Source organism: Pseudomonas solani, assembly GCF_026072635.1.
Classification (GTDB): Bacteria; Pseudomonadota; Gammaproteobacteria; order Pseudomonadales; family Pseudomonadaceae; genus Metapseudomonas; species Metapseudomonas solani.
The window spans coordinates 5,596,107-5,615,630 of record NZ_AP023081.1 but is presented as its reverse complement, the minus strand read 5'-3'; the positions used below and the strand labels follow the sequence as shown (position 1 = coordinate 5,615,630).

14 protein-coding genes and 1 pseudogene are annotated in these 19,524 nt (G+C 68.6%); 11 read left to right on the top strand and 4 right to left on the bottom strand.

Annotated features, from left to right (window positions below; all coding sequences use genetic code 11):
* The first annotated feature begins 155 nt into the window (after positions 1-155).
* On the top strand, positions 156-800 hold the full coding sequence (locus PSm6_RS25355) for a response regulator (protein WP_021221689.1): 645 nt from the start codon (positions 156-158) through the stop codon (positions 798-800).
* 396 nt (positions 801-1,196) lie between these two features.
* Here the strand turns inward: PSm6_RS25355 and PSm6_RS25350 are convergent, their stop codons facing one another.
* Positions 1,197-1,919, bottom strand: coding sequence for a phosphatase domain-containing protein (locus PSm6_RS25350; RefSeq protein WP_021221690.1), 723 nt, complete (start codon positions 1,917-1,919; stop codon positions 1,197-1,199).
* 297 nt (positions 1,920-2,216) lie between these two features.
* Here PSm6_RS25350 and PSm6_RS25345 point away from each other — a divergent pair, with 297 nt between their 5' ends.
* Positions 2,217-2,471 (top strand): hypothetical protein, encoded by a 255-nt coding sequence (locus PSm6_RS25345; protein ID WP_021221691.1) that lies wholly within the window; start codon positions 2,217-2,219, stop codon positions 2,469-2,471.
* A 174-nt stretch (positions 2,472-2,645) separates the two neighbouring features.
* Here the strand turns inward: PSm6_RS25345 and PSm6_RS25340 are convergent, their stop codons facing one another.
* Entirely contained in the window at positions 2,646-3,065 is a 420-nt protein-coding gene (locus PSm6_RS25340) for a hypothetical protein (protein WP_265168568.1), read from the bottom strand.
* A 286-nt stretch (positions 3,066-3,351) separates the two neighbouring features.
* Between PSm6_RS25340 and PSm6_RS25335 the strand changes: the two genes are divergently transcribed.
* Both PSm6_RS25335 and PSm6_RS25330 read left to right on the top strand, forming a co-directional pair.
* Entirely contained in the window at positions 3,352-5,724 is a 2,373-nt protein-coding gene (locus tag PSm6_RS25335) for a glucose/quinate/shikimate family membrane-bound PQQ-dependent dehydrogenase (protein ID WP_265168567.1), read from the top strand.
* A gap of 3 nt (positions 5,725-5,727) precedes the next feature.
* The gene (locus PSm6_RS25330; RefSeq protein ID WP_265168566.1) at positions 5,728-6,891 is read left to right on the top strand and encodes a lactonase family protein; all 1,164 of its coding nucleotides are present in this window, start codon (positions 5,728-5,730) and stop codon (positions 6,889-6,891) included.
* A gap of 3 nt (positions 6,892-6,894) precedes the next feature.
* On the opposite strand, the gene PSm6_RS25325 is transcribed toward PSm6_RS25330, so the two are convergent.
* A complete protein-coding gene (locus tag PSm6_RS25325; RefSeq protein ID WP_265168565.1) occupies positions 6,895-7,227 on the bottom strand; it encodes a four-helix bundle copper-binding protein in 333 nt (110 codons plus the stop codon).
* 256 nt (positions 7,228-7,483) lie between these two features.
* Between PSm6_RS25325 and PSm6_RS25320 the strand changes: the two genes are divergently transcribed.
* The gene (locus PSm6_RS25320) at positions 7,484-8,605 is read left to right on the top strand and encodes a mechanosensitive ion channel family protein (RefSeq protein WP_371876971.1); all 1,122 of its coding nucleotides are present in this window, start codon (positions 7,484-7,486) and stop codon (positions 8,603-8,605) included.
* A 1-nt stretch (position 8,606) separates the two neighbouring features.
* Here the strand turns inward: PSm6_RS25320 and PSm6_RS25315 are convergent, their stop codons facing one another.
* Positions 8,607-9,125, bottom strand: coding sequence for a CinA family protein (locus PSm6_RS25315; RefSeq protein ID WP_021221697.1), 519 nt, complete (start codon positions 9,123-9,125; stop codon positions 8,607-8,609).
* Positions 9,126-9,439: 314 nt separating this feature from the next.
* Here PSm6_RS25315 and PSm6_RS25310 point away from each other — a divergent pair, with 314 nt between their 5' ends.
* From PSm6_RS25310 to PSm6_RS25285, 6 genes and pseudogenes are all read left to right on the top strand, one after another.
* Positions 9,440-10,576: an IS481 family transposase gene (locus PSm6_RS25310; protein WP_265168564.1), complete on the top strand. Its 1,137-nt coding sequence runs from the start codon at positions 9,440-9,442 to the stop codon at positions 10,574-10,576.
* Positions 10,577-10,999: 423 nt separating this feature from the next.
* Positions 11,000-12,541 carry a glycogen synthase GlgA gene (gene glgA / locus PSm6_RS25305; RefSeq protein WP_043245534.1) on the top strand — a complete coding sequence of 514 codons (1,542 nt, stop codon included), beginning with the start codon at positions 11,000-11,002 and terminating at the stop codon, positions 12,539-12,541.
* Positions 12,541-14,307, top strand: coding sequence for a malto-oligosyltrehalose trehalohydrolase (treZ, locus tag PSm6_RS25300; RefSeq protein WP_021221699.1), 1,767 nt, complete (start codon positions 12,541-12,543; stop codon positions 14,305-14,307). The genes glgA and treZ overlap by 1 nt, the downstream gene beginning before the upstream one ends.
* Positions 14,304-16,387 (top strand): annotated as a pseudogene (malQ, locus tag PSm6_RS25295) (4-alpha-glucanotransferase). Before treZ ends, malQ begins: the two are co-directional and overlap by 4 nt.
* Positions 16,380-19,178, top strand: a complete 2,799-nt coding sequence (locus tag PSm6_RS25290) for a malto-oligosyltrehalose synthase (protein WP_021221701.1) — start codon at positions 16,380-16,382, stop codon at positions 19,176-19,178. Before malQ ends, PSm6_RS25290 begins: the two are co-directional and overlap by 8 nt.
* The gene (locus PSm6_RS25285) at positions 19,175-19,498 is read left to right on the top strand and encodes a DUF2934 domain-containing protein (RefSeq protein WP_021221702.1); all 324 of its coding nucleotides are present in this window, start codon (positions 19,175-19,177) and stop codon (positions 19,496-19,498) included. The genes PSm6_RS25290 and PSm6_RS25285 overlap by 4 nt, the downstream gene beginning before the upstream one ends.
* The last annotated feature ends 26 nt before the right edge of the window (positions 19,499-19,524 follow it).

Here is a 19,524-nt window from a genome sequence, read left to right as displayed (position 1 = left end):
GAGCCGGCAGGATGCTGGCCCGGTGCTACCGTCCGTCCGGTCGATCCGGGCGAACCTTCGTGTCGGATGCTACTCCGTACCTGTAGGCGTGCTCTTTTTCAGGGCGGCCTGCACCTGGAGTAATGCATGAACGACGCGTTGCGCAAGGAGCGCCCATGACCTGTCGCCTGTTGCTGGCCGACGACCACGCACTGATCCGCGTTGGCGTCCGCGCCATGGTCAACGACCTGGAGGGTTACGAAGTAGTTGGAGAAGCGGAGGACGGCGAACAGGCCGTCGAGATGGCCGAGCGACTGAAGCCGGACATCATTCTCCTCGACATCTCCATGCACGGTGTGGATGGCCTGGAGGCCCTGCAGCGCCTCGGCACCCGTGTGCCCGAATCCCGCGTACTGATGCTGTCGATGCACACCGATGCCGAGGTGGTGCTCTCCGCCCTGGAGAAAGGCGCCTACGGCTACCTGCTCAAGGACGCCGCCATGGTCGAGCTGGCCCTCGCCCTCAAGGCCGTCGACCGTGGCCAGCGCTACCTCAGCTCGGCCATCGCCCAGCCGGTGATCGACCAGGCCCTGTCCCGCCAGCACGGCAGCGAAGACCCCGGCCTCACCCAGCGCCAGGTGGAGATCCTCCGCCTGATCAGCCGCGGTGCCTCCACCCGTTCCATCGCCGACGGCCTCGGCCTCAGCGTCAAGACCGTGGAGGCCCATCGTGCCCAGATCATGAAGCGCCTGGACATCCACGACATCCCCGGCCTGGTCCTCTACGCCGTACGCAAGGGCATCATCAGCCCGGACGATTGAACCCAGCCGCACGATGGTGAGGGCTGTGTAGGGTGGATGTCGCTTTTTACATCCACCAAACGGAGCTGCCGGCACCTACGGATTGCCGCCGAGCCACGACGCCCCTCAACGCACCCTCGTAGGGCGGGCCGGGCGGCGCTCCGCTTCAGCCCACCGCTCTTCTTGCTGTCGAACGCCCCTCGCCCCATCGCTCATTTTGTCTTTTTGGGTGCACCCGCCCCTCCAGGTGCGCGCAGCACACCCTACGGCGGGGCTGGCCACTTCTCGCCATCCCTGCAAGCGCGAATTCATCCGCAAAGCGGCTGCGCCTCAGCCCAGCCACAGCACCCGCCTGCGTAGGAGCGAGCTCTGCTCGCGAACCCGTTGTGCGCCCGACGCATCCGGCGAAAGCCGCCGTTAGGAGTCGGCACGCTCCTGCTGGACGGCATCGCCCTGGGCCACCTCTTCGTCCGGCCCCTCGCCGAAGGTGGCCCGCAACCAGCGCCCCACCTGGCAGGCGGCCAGGGCGCGGGTGCTGCAGGCGCCGCTGTCCAGGGCCTGGCGCAGGGCGTCGATATCAGCGCCCTCGACATAGGCGATGGCATCGTCCATCTGCCGCGCATCGCCGAAGCCGCCGGCCTTCATCTCCGCCAGCGCATCGGCACGGCTCCAGCCCTGCACCACGGTGCGGTACATGGCCGCCATCAGCCCGGTGCGGTCGCGACCGTGCTTGCAGTGCATCAGCACCGGCCCCTGGGCTTCGGCCCGGCGCAACACCCGCAGCACGCGGAGCACATCCACGTCATCGACCCGATCGGCATGCAACGGAATGCTCACCCGGCGCACCTGGGCATCACCCAGCCACTCGGCGTCGTCCTCCTTGATGAAGCTCACCACCGTGCGCACGCCCAGGCGCTGCAGATGCGGCAGGTCGCGGGCATCCGGCAGTGCGCTGCGGAACAGCGAAGGGGTCATGCGGTACAGGTTGAAGCCCGGGTCCAGCGACACCGCCCAGGCCTGGCGCGACAGCATGGCCGCCGGCTCCGGCACCTGGCTATTGCCCTGGGCCAGCGGCACGGCCAGCGAAGCGACGGCCAAGAGGCCTGCGAAAAACAGCGAGAGTCGGGGTCCGGGCGTCATGGCGCATCCTCCAGAAGATGGCCATACCCTGGAGCAACACCCGTAAAGGCTGGATCAAGAAGACGTGAAAAATTTGTCGGTTGGCGGCGATGACCGATCGCGAACCCAGCGCGCACGTGACGACGTGCTTTCGTAGGATGCGTCGGGCGGCGTTCCGCGAGCGAAGCGAAACCCATGCGGCGGAGCCCGCCCACCAGCCCAGCGCACATGCCATTTCACTGGATGTCCGACAATCGCCACACCACGCCGGGCCAAGCTGATCTAGAATCAGCGACGGTCCCCACCGCAGTCCCGTTCATGGATATCCAAAGCCGCACCCTGCTCCTGCGTTCCCTCCTTGCCCAGCTCAGTGAGGACGCCCCTCGTGATGCCGCCGTTCTGGAAGGCGACCCTGCCCGGGTCATGATCGGCTTGCGCGATCTCGCGGAGCTTGGCCTGATCAGCGGCCAGCTGTCTCACGGTGAGCAGAGCGACGGCCAGGGCCTGCTGCTGGTCAGCGCCACCGGCATCACCCTCACCCGCCGGGGCGCGGCCTTCAAGGCTGAACCCTGATTCCCCGCCCGGCCCGTTGGGCACTTCTAGAAACTACCTGCGTTGCCATCGCGGCGTTAAGAACAGGCTCGTGCGCGAGTCCGATCAAAATGCTCATTTACACGGCGTAACCTGCGCTTTTTCGCCTGTTTTGCCTTGCATTGACGGCTTCGCCTACGTTGTTAGAGGCACCCGTCAGTTGGCCGAAGACAGCTCCGTGCCCTTGCTCGCAGCCATCGACTCATAGGGACGGTTGTCGAACTGGCGGTACTTCTCCAGCCACTCCGCATAGGCCTGGCCATTTCCCGCGTAGCTGCCGGTGCTGGAATAGCGCAGGCCATCCGACCCCACCAGGCGCCGTTCGATCATCGCCGGGTAGGCCGGGTGCTTGCTGGTGGTGAACAGGTAGACCGAGCCGTCGCGCTCGTTCTTGACGATGGTCACCAGGTCCGACGACGAGTAGCGGACCTCCGGCAACGCCAGCGCCTCGTCGAAGGCCGCCTGCCACTGCTGCACGCTGATGGGCTGGGGGAGCGGCTGCACGGACTTCTGCTCATCGGCGACGGTTTCGCCCGCGCCGAACAGGCCGAGCAGCATTGCGAATAACTGGTTCATGGTCTTGCTCACCAGGAAAGGATCACAGAGGTTCAGAGGGAGGCTGGACGAGGACGGTTCAGGGAAAATTCGCAGGCCAGGCACGCCGGGCCCTCCAGCCAGGCTGGAAGGCGTGGCGCACAGCTAACCCGAAGCCCATGACGGAATGATGACCAAATGCCATCCAGCCGGCCTGGCGCTGAACTATTCACCCCAGCGGGGTTCGATCTCTTCAGCGAGGCCACGCCATTCACGTGTTCCGCCGCCCCCGACTACCCCCACAAAAACCCCATTCGGAGGACTGCCCATGTCCGCCCCCGGCGCCCGCCCTTCTCCCCTCGCCCGCCTGCTCGCCTTATTCCTGCTGCTGCTCGGCCTCGCGTTGCTCATCGGCGGCATCCGCCTGGTCTGGGTCGGCGGCTCCTGGTACTACCCGCTCACCGGTGGCGCCCTGCTGGTGGCCGGTTTCCTGCTGTGGAAAGGCCTCGGCTCGGCCCTGCTGGTGTTCGCCGTGACCTTGGCCGCCTCCACCGCCTGGGCGCTCTGGGAGGTGGGCCTGGACTGGTGGCAACTGGTGCCGCGCCTGGCCCTGTGGTTCGGCATCGGTGTGCTGTTGCTGCTGCCCTGGGCGCGCGGTGGCCTGGCCGGCGGCACCTCGCGGGCCAATGGCGGTGCGCTGCTGGTGGCGGTGCTGCTGGCCGGCGCCGTGGCCTTGCTCAGCCAGTTCACCGAGCCCCACAACCTGGAAGGTGAGATCGGCCGCGGCAACCCCCTGGCAGTGCAGAGCGAGCCGCCGATGCCGGAAGGCGACTGGCAGGCCTACGGGCGCAGCAACGCCGGCGACCGCTACTCGCCCCTGGGCCAGATCACCCCGGAGAACGCCCATAAGCTGGAACTGGCCTGGAGCTACCGCACCGGCGACCTGCCCGGCCCGGACGACCCGCAGGAAACCACCGCCGAGAACACCCCGCTCAAGGCCAACGGCATGCTCTACGTGTGCACCCCGCACAGCCAGGTGATCGCCCTGGACCCGGACAGCGGCCGCGAGATCTGGCGCTTCGACCCGAAGATCAGCACCCAGAACGCCGACAGCTTCAAGGGCTGGGCGCACATGACCTGCCGCGGTGTCGCCTACCACCAGGAAGACAGCCCCAGTGACAGCAAACGCTGCGAGCGGCGCCTGTTCCTGCCCACCGCCGACACCCGCCTGATGGCCCTGGACGCCGATGACGGCAAGCCCTGCGAGGAATTCGGCGACAAGGGCTCCATCGACCTCACCCGTGGCATCGGCAGCTTCACCCCGGGCGGCTACTACTCCACCTCGCCACCCGGCGTCAGCCGCGACCTGGTGATCATCGGCGGCCATGTCACCGACAACATTTCAGAAGACGAGCCCTCGGGCGTGATCCGCGCCTACGACGTGCACGACGGCCACCTGGTGTGGAACTGGGATGCCGGCAACCCCGACGACACCGCGCCGCTGCCCGAGGGCCGCACCTACACCCGCAACTCGCCGAACATGTGGTCGGTGATGAGCCTCGACGAGAAGCTCGGCCTGCTCTACCTGCCCATGGGCAACCAGACCCCGGACCAATGGGGCGGTCGCCGAACCAAGGCCTCGGAAACCTACAGCGCCGGGGTCACCGCCCTGGAGATCGCCACCGGCAAGGTGCGCTGGACCTTCCAGATGACCCACCACGACCTCTGGGACATGGACGTCGGCGGCCAGCCGAGCCTGGTGGACCTGCCGCCGCAGAAGGCCGGCGAGGCCCCGCGCCCGGCACTGATCGCCTCCACCAAGCAGGGCAGCCTCTACGTGCTCGACCGGCGCACCGGCGAGCCCATCGTCCCGGTCAGGGAAACCCCCGTGCCCCAGGGCGCCGCCAAGGGCGACTTCACCGCCCCCACCCAGCCCATGTCCGCACTCAACCTGATGCCACCGCCCCTGCAGGAGCGCGACATGTGGGGCGGCACGCCGATCGACCAGATGCTCTGTCGCATCGCCTTCCGCTCCCTGCGCTACGAGGGCATCTACACCCCGCCCTCCGAGCAGGGCAGCCTGGTCTACCCCGGCAACTTCGGGGTCTTCGACTGGGGCGGCATCGCGGTGGACCCGGAGCGCCAGATCGCCTTCCTCAACCCCAGCTACATGGCCTTCACCTCGAAATTGGTGCCAGAAGGCAGTGCCACCGATGAACCTGCGCGCAAGAGCGAGATCGAAGGCGTACAGCCGAACAAGGGTGCGCCCTTCGGCGCCCTGTTATCGCCGCTGCTCTCGCCCCTCGGCCTGCCCTGTCAGTCGCCGCCCTGGGGCTACGTCGCGGCCCTGGACCTGACCACCATGAAAGTCGCCTGGAAACACAAGAACGGCACCGTGCGCGACAGCTCGCCGATCCCCATCCCGCTGCCCATGGGCGTACCCAGCCTGGGCGGCAGCGTGATGACCGGCGGGGGCGTCGCCTTCCTCGCCGGCACCCTCGACCAGTACCTGCGCGCCTACGACGTGCGCAATGGCAAGCAGCTCTGGGAAGGCCGCCTGCCCGCCGGCGGCCAGGCCACGCCCATGAGCTACACCGGCAAGGATGGCCGCCAGTACGTGCTGGTGGTCGCCGGTGGCCATGGTTCCCTGCACACCCGCCAGGGCGACTACGTCCTGGCCTTCGCCCTGCCCAAGGAATGATCGATGCCGCGTAACGTCCCACTGCTGTTCTGCGCCATGACCCTGCTCGCCGGCTGTGCCGGCCGGGCGCCCGTCGACACCTCCCAACTGCTGGTGGGCTGTAGTGGCGAGACCTGCCCCGGCATCCAGCGCTTCGCCTTCGACGGCACCCAGGGCCGGCTGACGGAAAAGCCGCTGCAGACCCTCGCCAGCGCCAACCCCTCGTGGCTGGTGCTTTCGCCGGATGGCCACCAGCTGTTCGTCACCAACGAGAACCCGCCCAAGGGCCGCGACCCGGCCGGCCAGGTCAGCAGCTTCGCCATCGGCGAAGGTGACGAGCACAGCCTCACGCCCCTGAGCCAGGTGGCGAGCAAGGGCGCCGAGCCCACCCATGCCAGCCTCAGCGAGGATGGCCGCTTCCTCTTCGTCGCTCATTACGGCAGCAAGCCCACGCCCGGTGGCAGCCTGGCGGCCATCCCGGTCAGCGCCCACGGCACCTTTGGCCCGGTCGCCCAGCTGGTGCGCCAGCCTTTCTCCCGGCGCGGCTCGCAGCGCCAGGGCTCCTCGCACATGCACGCGGCGGTGCCGGCCGGCGACTTCCTCTTCGTCACCGACCTGGGTGCCGACAAGGTCTACGCCTACCGTTACGACGGGGATAAACCGAAGAAGCCGCTGCAGGCGGCCAAGCCCGGCGCCTTCGCCCTGCCCAAGGGCAGCGGCCCGCGCCACCTGGTGTTCGACCGCAGCGGCAACCGCGCCTACCTGACCCTGGAGCTGTCCAACCAGATCGCCATCCTCGGCCGCGACGAGGCCAAGCTGGAACAGCAGGGCCTGGTGGACCTGGACCCGCCCGGTGCCAACGCCCAGGGCGATCGCCGCTTGGGCGCCCTCCAGCTGTCGCCGGACGGGCGCTTCCTCTACGTCGCCCGTCGAGGCGTGGAGAACCAGATCGTGGTCTATGCGGTGAGCGCCGCCGACGGCAGCCTCAGCGAGGTGCAGCGCCACGCCAGCGGGGGCGATGAGCCGAGGGAATTCACCTTCGCCCCGAACGGGCGTTTCCTGCTGGTGGCCAACCAGAAGAGCGACAGCCTGGTGGTGTTCAGCCGCGACCCGCAAAGCGGCCTGCTGGTGGAGCAGGTGCAAAGGATCAGCACCCCGGCCCCCAGCGCCCTGCGCTTCGTGCCCTGAGCCTCAGGCAGCCAGGGCCAGGCCCTGGCATTGCTGCGCGCAGTCCTCGCAGACCTGGGCCAGCCGCTGGCAGTGCGCCAGGTCATGGCGCCGGCATTCGGCGGCGCACAGCCGGCAGATACTCGCGCAGAACCTGCCGAAGCCCACCACCTGCGCGCTCTCACGCTCCACCAGCTCCTGCATCAGCAGGCAGCTGTCCGCGCATTCGCGGCTCAGCTCGATGCAGCGTTCCAGGTACTCCCCGCCCTCATCCAGGCGACTCGCGGTCACGCATTGCGCGCATTCGTCGGCACACACCACGCAGGCATCGGCACAGGCTTGGGCTTCGGCATTCATAGGCTTCTCCAGGCAAGGGGCTCCTGTACTTCGGCCGCGCCGTTGCGCGGCGGTTCAGGGGATTTCTCGGCGCCGTAGCTCCCGTAGGTTGGGCTGAGGCACGAAGCCCAACGCAGCAGAGCCGAACCCCGCTCCGTTGGGCCTTGCTGCGCTCGGCGCCAACCTACAGGCGTGCCATGGCCGCCTGAACATCCACCCGAACCCATCATCGGGCTCCGGGTCACTAACAGGGTTACCGCGATCCCGGAGGTTTCCCATGCTCGAAGACTGGCTGCCCTACCTGCCGCTGCCGGAGCTCAAGGCCCTGCTCACCGCCGCAGCGGTGGTGCTGATCCTGAGCCTGGTGGCGCGCGGCGTGATGCGCGTGCTGGTTCGCCTGGCCAAGCCGGTGCTGTTCCTGCGCGAACTGCTGCAGCGCGTGCGCCGGCCGCTCTACCTGCTGCTGCCCCTGCTGGGCCTGCAGACGGTATGGAGCGCCGCCCCCGACGACCTGCTGTTCATCGGCCCGCTGCGCCAGCTCACCTCGATGGCCATCATCGGCACCTTCACCTGGCTTGGCCTGCGCGCTGTGGACGCAGTGCAACAGGTGATCCTGCTGCACAACCCGGTGGACATCAGCGACAACCTGCGCGCCCGCCGCATCCAGACCCAGACCCGCGTCCTGGTGCGCACCCTGAGCTTCTTCGTGCTGCTGTTCGGCGCCGCCACCATGCTCATGACCTTCCCCACCGCGCGCCAGTTCGGCACCAGCCTGCTGGCCTCGGCGGGCGTCGCCGGCCTGGCGGTGGGCTTCGCCGCCAAACCGGTGCTGGGCAACCTGATCGCCGGCCTGCAGATCGCCATCACCCAGCCCATCCGCCTGGATGACGTGGTGATCGTCGAGAACGAATGGGGGCGCATCGAGGAAATAACCGGCACCTACGTGGTGGTGCGCATCTGGGATGACCGGCGCCTGGTGGTGCCCTTGCAGTGGTTCATCGAGAACCCCTTCCAGAATTGGACCCGGGTCAGCTCGTCGATCACCGGGGCGGTGGTGCTCTGGGCCGATTACGAGATGCCGCTGGACCCGCTGCGCCAGGAGCTGGACCGCCTGTGCAAGGAAGTGCCGCAGCTGTGGGACGGCCGCGTCAGCGTGCTGCAGCTGGTGGACACCACCGAGCGCTCCATCCAGCTGCGGGTGCTGGTCAGCTCCATCGACTCCTCCCGCAACTGGGACCTGCGCTGCTACCTGCGCGAGAACCTGCTGAACTTCATCGCCCACCGCTACCCGCATTGCCTGCCGCAGCTGCGCGCCGAACTGACCCGCAGCGAAGCGCCGGAACTCGGCGGGCGGCACCCGGAACCCATCGTCGAGCCCGAGCGCCAGCCGCCAGTGTGACTCAGCCGTTGGCCGCCGCGCCTGGCAGCCGCGCGGCGATGGCCTGGTGCAGGCGCTCGTAGTAATAGGGCAATTGCAGCAGCACGTGCTGGGCGGCGGCCTCGCGCACCTGGTTGCGGTCACCGTCGAAGCGCAACTGCTCGCTGACCACCCAGGGCTCGCCGTCCATCAGCATGGCGCAGGCGACACACACCAGGCCGTCCAGGGGGCCTTCGGCCTCGGCCATGCCGGTGTTGGCCAGGGCCACGCTGGCCTCGCTGTTGGCCAGGGCGCCCAGGGCCATCTCCCGCGCCACCTCTTCGCTGGTCAGCCCGTAGCGGGCGATGGTTGCAGGGTCCACTCCCAGGCACTGCTGCTTGGCGGTGGGCGAATAGGCCACGTAGCCGCGGTCCAGCACCGCGCCGCAGCCGGGCACGCCGGCCAGCAGGGAGGCCATCAGCCCCCCGGTGCAGGATTCGGCGGTCACCAGGGACAGCTGGTACTTCTCGAGGAAACTCACAACCTGCTCGACGCTCTGCATGACGGCCTCCGGGTATCGCTGTGCCTGTTGTAGAGGCTAGGAATACCCCCGCGTCCCCGAGTTCCCCCAATCCACCGTCCCAGGCGACGGGCGCGCATGTCCTTAGGACGTGGTCATGAGTCACCGGCTCTGCCTGTTTGAGGACTCAACAGGATGAGCGCGTGCCGTAGGGTGTGCCGTGCGCACCGCCGCACGGTGCTTCCGGCGAGCTTCAGGTGCGCGCAGTGTTCAGCCGGGTGACATAGGTGACAGGTGTCGGGAGACATAGGTAACGCATTTAGGCTTACGGAATCCTTCGAAGAGGAGTTCGAGCGATGCCGTGGCAGGAGTGCACCACCATGTCGATACGACGTGAATTCGTATTGTTGGCCCAACACCCGCAGAGCAACATCCGGGAGCTCTGTCGACGCTATGGCATCAGCCCCAAGACGGCTTACAAATGGCTGGAGCGATATCAAGAACTGGGTGATTCCGGCCTGCAGGATCAGTCCCGTCGTCCGCTGACGAGTCCTGGACGCAGCAGCGCCGAGCTGGAGCGAGAGGTGGTGCGCCTGCATCACCAATTCCCTTATTGGGGCGCTCGCAAGCTGCTCCATCTGTTGCCAAAGGCCATGGATCGCCCTCATCACAGCACCCTCGATGCGATTCTTCGGCGCCATGGCTGCCAGGTGCGCTATCACGCCGAGGACGTACAGGCGCCAGCTACCCATCGCTACGAGCACAAGCGGCCAAACGAGCTCTGGCAGATCGACTTCAAAGGCAACTTCCATCTTTCGGACCGCAACTCACCACGTTGCCACCCGCTGACGGTACTCGATGACCACTCACGCTTTGCGCTCTGCCTGGAGGGCTGTGAAGGGGAACGCCTGGAACTGGTGCGCCCCAAGCTGGCCGCGGTTTTCCGTCGCTATGGGCTGCCATGCCGGATAACGGCCGACAACGGCCCGCCCTGGGGCTCAAACATCGAGGGCGGCCTATCCGCCCTGGAAGTCTGGCTGATGCGCCTGGGTATCGATGTCAGTCATAGCCGCCCTTATCACCCGCAGACGCAAGGCAAGCTCGAGCGTTTCCATCAAACCCTCAAGCGTGAGCTGCTGCATCGCAGCTTCAGTGACATGGAGCACTGCCAGCGCGTGATGGACCAATGGCGAGACCAGTACAACCAACAACGACCTCATGAGGCACTGGGCCAGTTACCACCGATATCGCGCTATCAGCCAAGCCTAAGGGCGTACCCGGAGCAATTGCCGGAAATCGAGTACGAGCCGGAGGACAAGGTGCTCAAGGTGGCAGGGACCGGGCAAGTGCAATTCAAGGGGAAAAGCCGTTTCGTCGGTGGTGGATTGTTGGGTGAGCGAGTCGCCATCCGCCCCACCGGTGTGGATGGTGTCTACGATGTGATTTTCATCCATAAGACAATCCGCCAGTTCGACCTGAGAGAGAAGAAGTAACGACCATCAACCCGTTACCCATGTCTCCCGACAAGCGTTACCCATGTATCCCGGCTAAACACGCAGCACACCCTACGTCCCTAGTTAGCGGCGGCTGCATGCTCCGAGGTGTCCTGAGGGCGTGGATGTTTACCCACGATGCTCCAGAGGGTGGGCCGTGCGGCGCTCTGCTTCAGCCCACCGCTCTCGACGACAACCGCCATCGCCAAAGTTCCCCGACAGCCGGCCGGAAGGAAAAAAAGTCGAAACTTCTCCGCGCTGCGTCCAGTCAGGGTTTATGTGGGGATGTGACGTCTGTGCCCGGTTTTCAAACTCATCTTTCCAACTGGCATCGGCGTTTGTGCGATGCAGGAACGATGGCCCGCGCATGGGTGGCGAGGACGGCATCCCCGTATCAGGGAATCTCGGATAGCGGAGGATGATATGGGAAATGCTGTAGCGAGCGCTCAGCTCGGGGGTTTGAGTTCCATGACCAATCGCCCCCAGCTGCATGTTGAAAGCCTGCACACCAACAAGAAAAGAATTCTCTTCGTCACCTCGGAGTTCGCCGACCTGGTCAAGGTCGGCGGCCTGGGGGACGTTTCTGCTGCCTTGCCCCGTGCCCTGGCTTCCCAACATGACGTTCGCGTCCTCATCCCCGGTTACCGACAGGTGCTGGAGAGCGGCCACCCGATCCGCGTGATCGGCCGGGTGCCGGGGCACGCCGCCCTGCCCGCCTGCCGCATCGGCCGCATGGACCTGCCCGACGGCCTGATCGTCTACGTGATCATCTGCCCCGAGCTCTACGAGCGCGAAGGCACGCCCTACGGCGACGCCAACGGCCGCGATTGGCCGGACAACCACATCCGCTTCGCCCGCCTGGGCCTGGCCGCCGCCGAGCTGGCCGCCGGCACCGCCTGCCTCAGCTGGTGCCCGGAGCTGATCCACGCCAACGACTGGCCCGCCGGCCTCGCCCCGGCCTACATGGCCTGGCGCGGGCAGACCACGCCCAGCGTGTTCACCATCCACAACCTCGCCTACCAGGGCCTGATCGACCCGCAATGCAGCCCCGAACTGGGCCTGCCGCCGGAAGCCTGCAGCCACGAGAGCATGGAGTTCTACGGCAAGCTGTCGTTCCTCAAGGCCGGTATCGCCCACGCCAACCACGTGACCACCGTGAGCGAGAACTACGCCCACGAGATCACCACCGAGGACTTCGGCTGCGGCCTGGAAGGCATGCTCAAGCACCGCGTCGACCAGGGCCAGCTCAGCGGCATCACCAACGGCATCGACGAAAGCTGGGACCCGCGCACCGACGAGCACCTGGTGGCCAGCTTCAGCGCCCAGCTGTGGCAGGGCAAACGCGAGAACCGCGAATACGTCGAGAAGCTCTTCGACCTGGAGCCCATGGACGGCCCGCTGTTCGCCGTGGTCTCGCGCCTGGTGCAGCAGAAAGGCATCGACCTGACCCTGGAGATCGCCGACGCCATCGTCGCAGGCGGCGGTCGCATGGCCATCATCGGCCGGGGCGAACCGGCCCTGGAAGCGGCCATGCAGGACCTCGCCCAGCGCCACCCACGGCGCATCGGCGTGCACGTGGGCTTCAACGAGACCGACGCCCGGCGCATGTTCGCCGGCAGCGACTTCCTGCTCATGCCCTCGCGCTTCGAGCCCTGCGGCCTGAGCCAGATGTACGCCCAGCGCTTCGGTTCGCTGCCCATCGCCCGGCGCACCGGCGGCCTGGCCGACACCATCGAGGATGGCGTCACCGGCTTCCTGTTCCGCGAGGCCGATGCCGCCAGCTACCTGGATGCCGTGCAGCGCGCCCTCAACGTCTACCGCCACCCCGATCTGCTCAATGCCATGCGCTGCCAGGCCATGGCCTCGCCGCTCTACTGGCGGCAATCGGTGAAGCCCTACGACCGGCTCTACAAGCGGCTGCTCAAGGCCACTTCGGTGGCGCTGCAGGCGGAGGGCCCGGCTTGATGTTTCCCCTCACGCGCAGCCATGGGGCGCTGCTCGAGGAGGACGGCACCACGCGCTTCGCCCTCTGGGCACCCGACGCCCGCTTCGTCGAAGTGGAGCTGGCCGACGGCAGCCGCCACCCGCTGCGTGCCCACGGCGAAGGCTGGCACTGCTGCCACCTGCCCGTGGGCGCCGGCACCCTGTACCGCTACCTGATCGACGAACGCCTGCGCGTGCCCGACCCGGCCTCGCGGGCCCAGGAGGACGGCCCCCACGGCTTCAGCCGGGTGGTCGACCCCGAGGCCTACCGCTGGCGCCACCCGGACTGGCGCGGGCGGCCCTGGCACGAGGCGGTGATCTACGAGCTGCACGTCGGCCTGCTGGGCGGCTTCGACCGGGTCGAGGCCCTGCTGCCCGGGCTCAAGGAACTGGGCGTCACCGCCATCGAACTCATGCCCCTGGGGGAATTCCCCGGCGCGCGCAACTGGGGCTACGACGGCGTGCTGCCCTTCGCTCCGGACAGCACCTATGGCACGCCGGAAGCCCTGAAGCGGCTGATCGACAGCGCCCATGGCCTGGGCCTGATGGTGTTCGTCGACGTCGTCTACAACCACTTCGGCCCCGACGGCAACTACCTCGGCCAGTACGCCAGCGCCTTCTTCAATGCCGAACGGCAGACGCCCTGGGGCCCGGCCATCGACTTCCGCCAGGTGCAGGTGCGCGACTTCTTCTGCGAGAACGCCCTGATGTGGGTGCTCGACTACCGTGTCGACGGCCTGCGCTTCGACGCCGTGCACGCCATCGCCGAGAAGGATTTCCTCACCGAACTGGCCAGCCGCCTGCGCGCGGCCGCCGGCAACGGCCGCCACCTGCACCTGGTGCTGGAGAACGAAGACAACGACGCCGGCCTGCTGGAACAAGGCTACGACGCGCAGTGGAACGACGACGGCCATAACGTGCTGCACGCGCTGCTCACCGGTGAGCACGAGGGCTATTACGCCGACTTCGCCAGCGACCCCACCAGCAAGCTGGCGCGCTGCCTGGGCGAGGGTTTCGTCTATCAGGGCGAAGCCACCCGCCGCGGCCACCTGCGCGGCGAACCCAGCGTGCACCTGCCGCCCACCGCCTTCGTGCTGTTCCTGCAGAACCATGACCAGGTGGGCAACCGCGCCTTCGGCGAACGCCTGGCCAGCCTGGCCGAGCCCGACGAACTCAAGGCCGCCACCGCCCTGCTGCTGCTCAGCCCGATGATCCCGCTGCTGTTCATGGGCGAGGAATGGGGCTCACGCCAGCCCTTCCTGTTCTTCACCTCGCACAACGAGGAACTGGGCCGCGCGGTGCGCGACGGCCGGCGCAACGAGTTCCGCGAGTTCGCGGTGTTCGCCGACGAGCAGATCCGCCAGAGCATTCCCGACCCCAACGCCCTGGGCACCTTCACCGGCTCCATTCCCGACTGCGCCACCTGCACCGAGCCCGCCCAGCAGGCCTGGCGCGTGTACTACCGGCGCCTGCTGGAACTGCGCCACGCGCATCTGGTGCCGCGCCTGCCCGGCAGCCAGGCCATCGGCACCCGGGTGCTGGAGGAAAAGGCCGTCTCGGCCAGTTGGCGCCTGGGCGACGGCAGCCTGCTGCGCATCGACCTCAACCTCGCCGCCGAGCCGGTACGCGCCCCGCTGCCCCGCGAAGGCGCGCGGGTGATCTTTTCCCACCGCACGGCCCTGGACGACTACCGCCAGGGCCTGCTGGCCGCGCGCAGCGTCGCCGTAACCCTGGAGGACAGCGCATGAGCGACGCCCTGTTGGCTGAACTGGCCGGTGCCGCCGGCCTCAGCATCCACTGGACCGACGCCGACGGCCGCCCCCAGCAGGTGGCGCCCGAGGCCCAGCGCGCGCTGCTCGAAGCCCTCGGCTACCCGGCGCAGAGCGAGCAGCAGCTGCACGCCGCCCTGGCCCACCTCGAACAGCAGCGCAGCCAGGCCGCCCTCGCCCCGCTGCTGACCCTGGACCAGGGCCAGCCGCTGTCCCTGGCCCGCCACTTCGCCGCCGGCACCCCCTTCCAGCTGCAACTGGAGGATGGCGCCCGGATCGACGCCCGCCTCGACCACGAAGGCCGTCTGCCCGCCATCGCCGCCTGCGGCTACCAGCGCCTGCTGATCGGCGACCAGGCCCTGACCCTGGCCGTGGCGCCACCGGCCTGCCAGAGCGTGGCCCAGCTCAGCGACCACCAGCGCCGCCACATCTGGGGCCTCACCGCCCAGCTGTACTCCCTGCGCCGCCCCGGCGACGGCGGCCTCGGCGACACCCAGGCCCTGGAGGAACTGGCCCGCAGCGCCGCGGCCAAGGGCGCCGATGCCATCGCCTTGAGCCCGGTGCACGCCATGTTCAGCGCCAACAGCTACAACTACAGCCCCTACTCGCCTTCCAGCCGCCTGCTGTTCAACGTGCTGCACGCCGCCCCCGGCTGCATCCTCGGTGAACGCGCCCTGCAGGAAGCCATCAGTGCCAGCGGCCTGGGCGCCGAACTGGCGCGCCTGGAGGCCGAGCCGCTGATCGACTGGCCCGCCGTGGCCGCCAGCCGCCAGGCCATCCTGCGCCAGCTGTTCGCGGGCTTCGCCGGCCCGGAGAACGCCTTCAGCGCCGACTTCGCCAGTTTCCGCCAGCACGGCGGCGACGCCCTGCTGCAACACTGCCGCTTCGAGGCCCTGCACGGCTTCATGAGCCGCAGCGGCCTGCCCACCGACTGGCGCGTGTGGCCCGAGCAATACCGCGACCCCCACCACGAGGCCGTGCAGCGCTTCGCCGCCGAGCACGAACAGGAAGTCACCTTCCACGCCTTCTGCCAGTGGCTGGTGGCCCGGGGGCTGGATCGGGTGCAGAGCGCCGCCCGTGGCGCCGGCATGAAGATCGGCCTGATCGCCGACCTCGCCGTGGGGGCCGACGGTGCCGGCAGCCAGGCCTGGGCGCGCCAGGCCGAATTGCTGCCCGCCGTGACCGTGGGTGCGCCGCCGGACATCCTCAACCGCTCCGGGCAGAGCTGGGGCGTCTCGGCCTTCTCCCCGAAGGGCTGCAACGCCACGGCTACCGCGCCTTCATCGAGATGCTCCAGGCCAACCTGGCCCACGCCGGCGGCATCCGCATCGACCATGTGATGGGCCTCAAGCGCCTCTGGGTGCTGCCCCAGGGCGCGCCGCCGGAAGCCGGCGCCTACCTCAACTACCCGCTGCAGGACCTGCTGCGCCTGCTCTCGCTGGAATCCTTCCGCCACCGCGCCCTGGTCATCGGCGAAGACCTCGGTACCGTGCCCGCCGGCCTGCGCGAGGAACTGGCGCAGCGGATGATCCTCGGCATGCGCGTGCTGCTCTTCGAGCAAAGCGACGGCCGCTTCCTGCCGCCCCACAGCTGGCCCCGCGACGCCCTCGCCACCACCACCACCCACGACCTGCCGAGCATGCGCGGCTGGCTGCTGGGCCGCGATATCGAGTGGCGCGAGATCACCGGCCAGCGCAGCGCCGAGCACAGCCACGGCGACCGCGAGACCCGCGCCCGGGAAAAGCTCGCCCTGACCACCGCGCTCTACGCCAGCGACCAGTCCCAGGCGCTGCAGGGCGAACGCGACAACGACGAGCAGCTGGATGCCTGCATCGGCTTCATCGGCCGCACCCCCGCGCCCCTGGTGCTGCTGCCCCTGGAAGACGTGATGGGCAGCGACGAACAGCCCAACCTGCCCGGCCCCGGTGACCACCACCCCAATTGGCGGCGGCGCTGGGCGGAACCCGCCGCGACCATGCTCGACGGCCCCGCCGCCGAGCGACGCCTGCACCGCCTCGACGAAGCACGCCGCCAGGTGGAGGACCAGGGCCATGAGTGAGATCCGCGCCACCCAGCGCCTGCAGTTCCACCGGGGCTTCACCCTCGACGACGCGGTGCCCCTGGTGCATTACTTCGCGCGCCTGGGCATCAGCCATCTCTACGCCTCGCCGCTGCTCACCGCGCGCAGCGGCTCCACCCACGGCTACGACGTGGTCAACCCCACCCGGGTCAACCCCGAGCTGGGCGGCGAGGCGGCGCTCAAGCGCCTGGTCGCCGCCCTGCGTGAACAGCGCATGGGGCTGATCCTCGACATCGTCTCCAACCACATGGCCGTGGGCGGCGACGACAACCCCTGGTGGCTCGACGTCCTCGAATGGGGCCGTGGCAGCCCCTACGCGCAGTTCTTCGACATCCAGTGGCGCTCCCACGATCCGCTGCTGCGCGGCCAGCTGCTGGTGCCCTTCCTGCGCAGCGACTATGGCGAGGTGCTGGCCGCCGGGGAGATCGCCCTGCGCTACGACGCCGACAGCGGCAGCCTCTATGCCCAGCACTTCGACCACCGCTTCCCCCTCACCCCGCCCAGCTATGGCGAGCTGCTGCGGGCCAGCGATGCCCCCGTGCTCAGCGAGCTGGCCGCGCGCTTCGAGGCCCTGGAGGGGCAGCCCGAGGCCTGGCAACAGGCCGCTGAACTGCGCCGCCAGCTGGCCGCCGCCGCGCCCCGCGACGAGCCCCTGCTGCGTGCCCTGGAGCGCTACCACCCCGACACGCCCGAGGGCCTGGAACGCCTGCACCAGTTGCTGGAACGCCAGCACTACCGCCTGGCCAGCTGGCGCACCGCCGCCGACGACATCAACTGGCGGCGCTTCTTCGACATCAATGAGCTGGGCGGCCTGCGGGTGGAACGCCCCGAGGTGTTCGAGGCCACCCACGCCAAGGTCTTCGAGCTGATCGAAGCCGGCCTGGTGGACGGCCTGCGCATCGACCACATCGACGGCCTGGCCGACCCGCGCGGCTACTGCCGCCGCCTGCGCCGGCGCGTCGAGGGCCTGCTGGACAAGCGTCCGCGCGCCCTGCTCGGCCAGCACTTCCCCATCTACGTGGAGAAGATCCTCGGCCCCGGGGAGTGCCTGTCCCGCGACTGGCTCGTGGACGGCACCACCGGCTACGAATTCATGAACCAGGTGTCGCTGCTGCAGCACTCGCCCCTCGGCGAGCTGCAGCTCACGGCCCTGTGGAGCACCCTCAGCGGCCGCTCCGGGCGCTTCGAGGACGAGGTACGCGAAGCCCGCCAACTGGTGCTCACCAGTTCCCTGGCGGGCGACCTGGAAAACCTCGCGCAGAACCTGCTGCTGGTGGCCCGCGAGGACATCGCCACCCGCGACCTGACCCTGGGCGCCATCCGCCGCGCGCTGCTGGAGCTCATCGTGCATTTCCCGGTGTACCGCACCTATGCCGGCGCCCTCGGCCGCTCCGAACAGGACCGGCGGGTCTTCGAGCAGGCCCTGGCCGGCGCCCGCAGCACCCTGGGCGAAGCCGACCAGCCCCTGCTGCAGCACCTCGACCGCTGGCTGGGCGGCCAGCCCCTGCGCGAGGTGCCGCCGGGGCCGCAACGCACGCTGCGGCGCAAGGTGCTCGCGCGCTTCCAGCAGCTCACCTCGCCAGCGGCGGCCAAGGCCGTGGAAGACACCGCCTGCTACCGCTCGGCGGTGCTGCTCTCGCGCAACGACGTGGGTTTCGACCCGCAGCAGTTCAGCGGCCCGGTCGGTGACTTCCACGCCCAATGCCTGGCCCGCTCGCAGCATTTCCCCGGCAACCTGCTGACCACTGCCACCCACGACCACAAGCGCGGCGAAGACAACCGCGCACGCCTGGCGGTACTCAGCGAACGCTCGGCCTGGTTCGCCGCCCGCTGCGAGCACTGGCGCCGCCTGGCCACGCCGCTGCGCGAGGTGCTGGACAACCAGGGCGCGCCCAGCGCAGCAGACGAGCTGATGCTCTACCAGTGCCTGCTCGGCAGCTGGCCGCTGGACCTGGACGCCGACGACCGCCACGCCCTCAACGCCTACCTGGAGCGCCTGCTGCGCTGGCAGGAAAAGGCCCTGCGCGAGGCCAAGCTGCACAGCAGCTGGAGCGCGCCCAACGCCGCCTATGAAGTGGCCTGCCGCACCTTCCTCCATGACCTGCTGGCCCGCGACACCGCCCGCGAGCTGCGCATCGAGATCGCCGCGGCGGCCAACGCCATCGCCCCCGCCGGCGCCCTCAACGGCCTGGCCCAGTGCCTGCTGCGCATGGCAACGCCGGGCATCCCCGATCTCTACCAGGGCACCGAATTCTGGGACTTCAGCCTGGTGGACCCGGACAACCGCCGCGAAGTGGATTTCGCCCGGCGCATCGACGCCCTCACCGAGCTGGCCGACCAGCCCGGGCTGATCGCGTCCTGGCGTGACGGCCGCATCAAGCAATCACTGATCGCGACCGTGCTGTCGGTGCGTTATGCCCGCGCCGAGCTGTTCGCCCGGGGCGACTATCAGCCCTTGCCGGTGGAAGGCGCCCATGCCGGGCAGGTGCTGGCCTTCGCCCGCAGCCACGGCGGCGATTACCTGGTGGTACTGGTCCCGCGCCTGGCCAGCGAGCTGCTGGGCGAGGCCGTCACCCCCCATATTCCGCCCGAGCGCTGGGCCGACACCCGCGTGGTGCTGCCCGCCGCCATCGGCGACAGCCCGCTTACCGGCGTGTTCTCCCGGGCGCCGCTGCACCCCATCGAAGGGTGCATCGCCCTGGCCGAGGCGCTGGCCGACTTCCCCGTCAACCTCTTGTGTTTCAGACCTCATCAGGAGCAGCAGCCATGAGTGCAGATGAACAGCGCATCCGCGAACTCGCGTACCAGATCTGGGAATCGGAGGGCAAACCCAGCGGCCAGGACGCCCGCCACTGGGAGATGGCGCGCAAGCTCGCCGAATCGGAAACCCGTGGCGAACGCCCACCGGCCCCCAAGCCACGGCGGGTGAACAAGCCCAAGGAAGTGCCGGCCAGCGCTCCGGCCGAAGCGGTCGCCACCCCGGCGCCCACGCGCAAGCCACGGGCGCCCAAGGCCGCCGCCGAAGAGAAACCGGCACTGCTGAAGAAACCCCGCGCCACCAAGGCCGCCGCCAAGCCGCCGAAAGCCTGATCCACCCCTGAAGACGAACCGAGCCG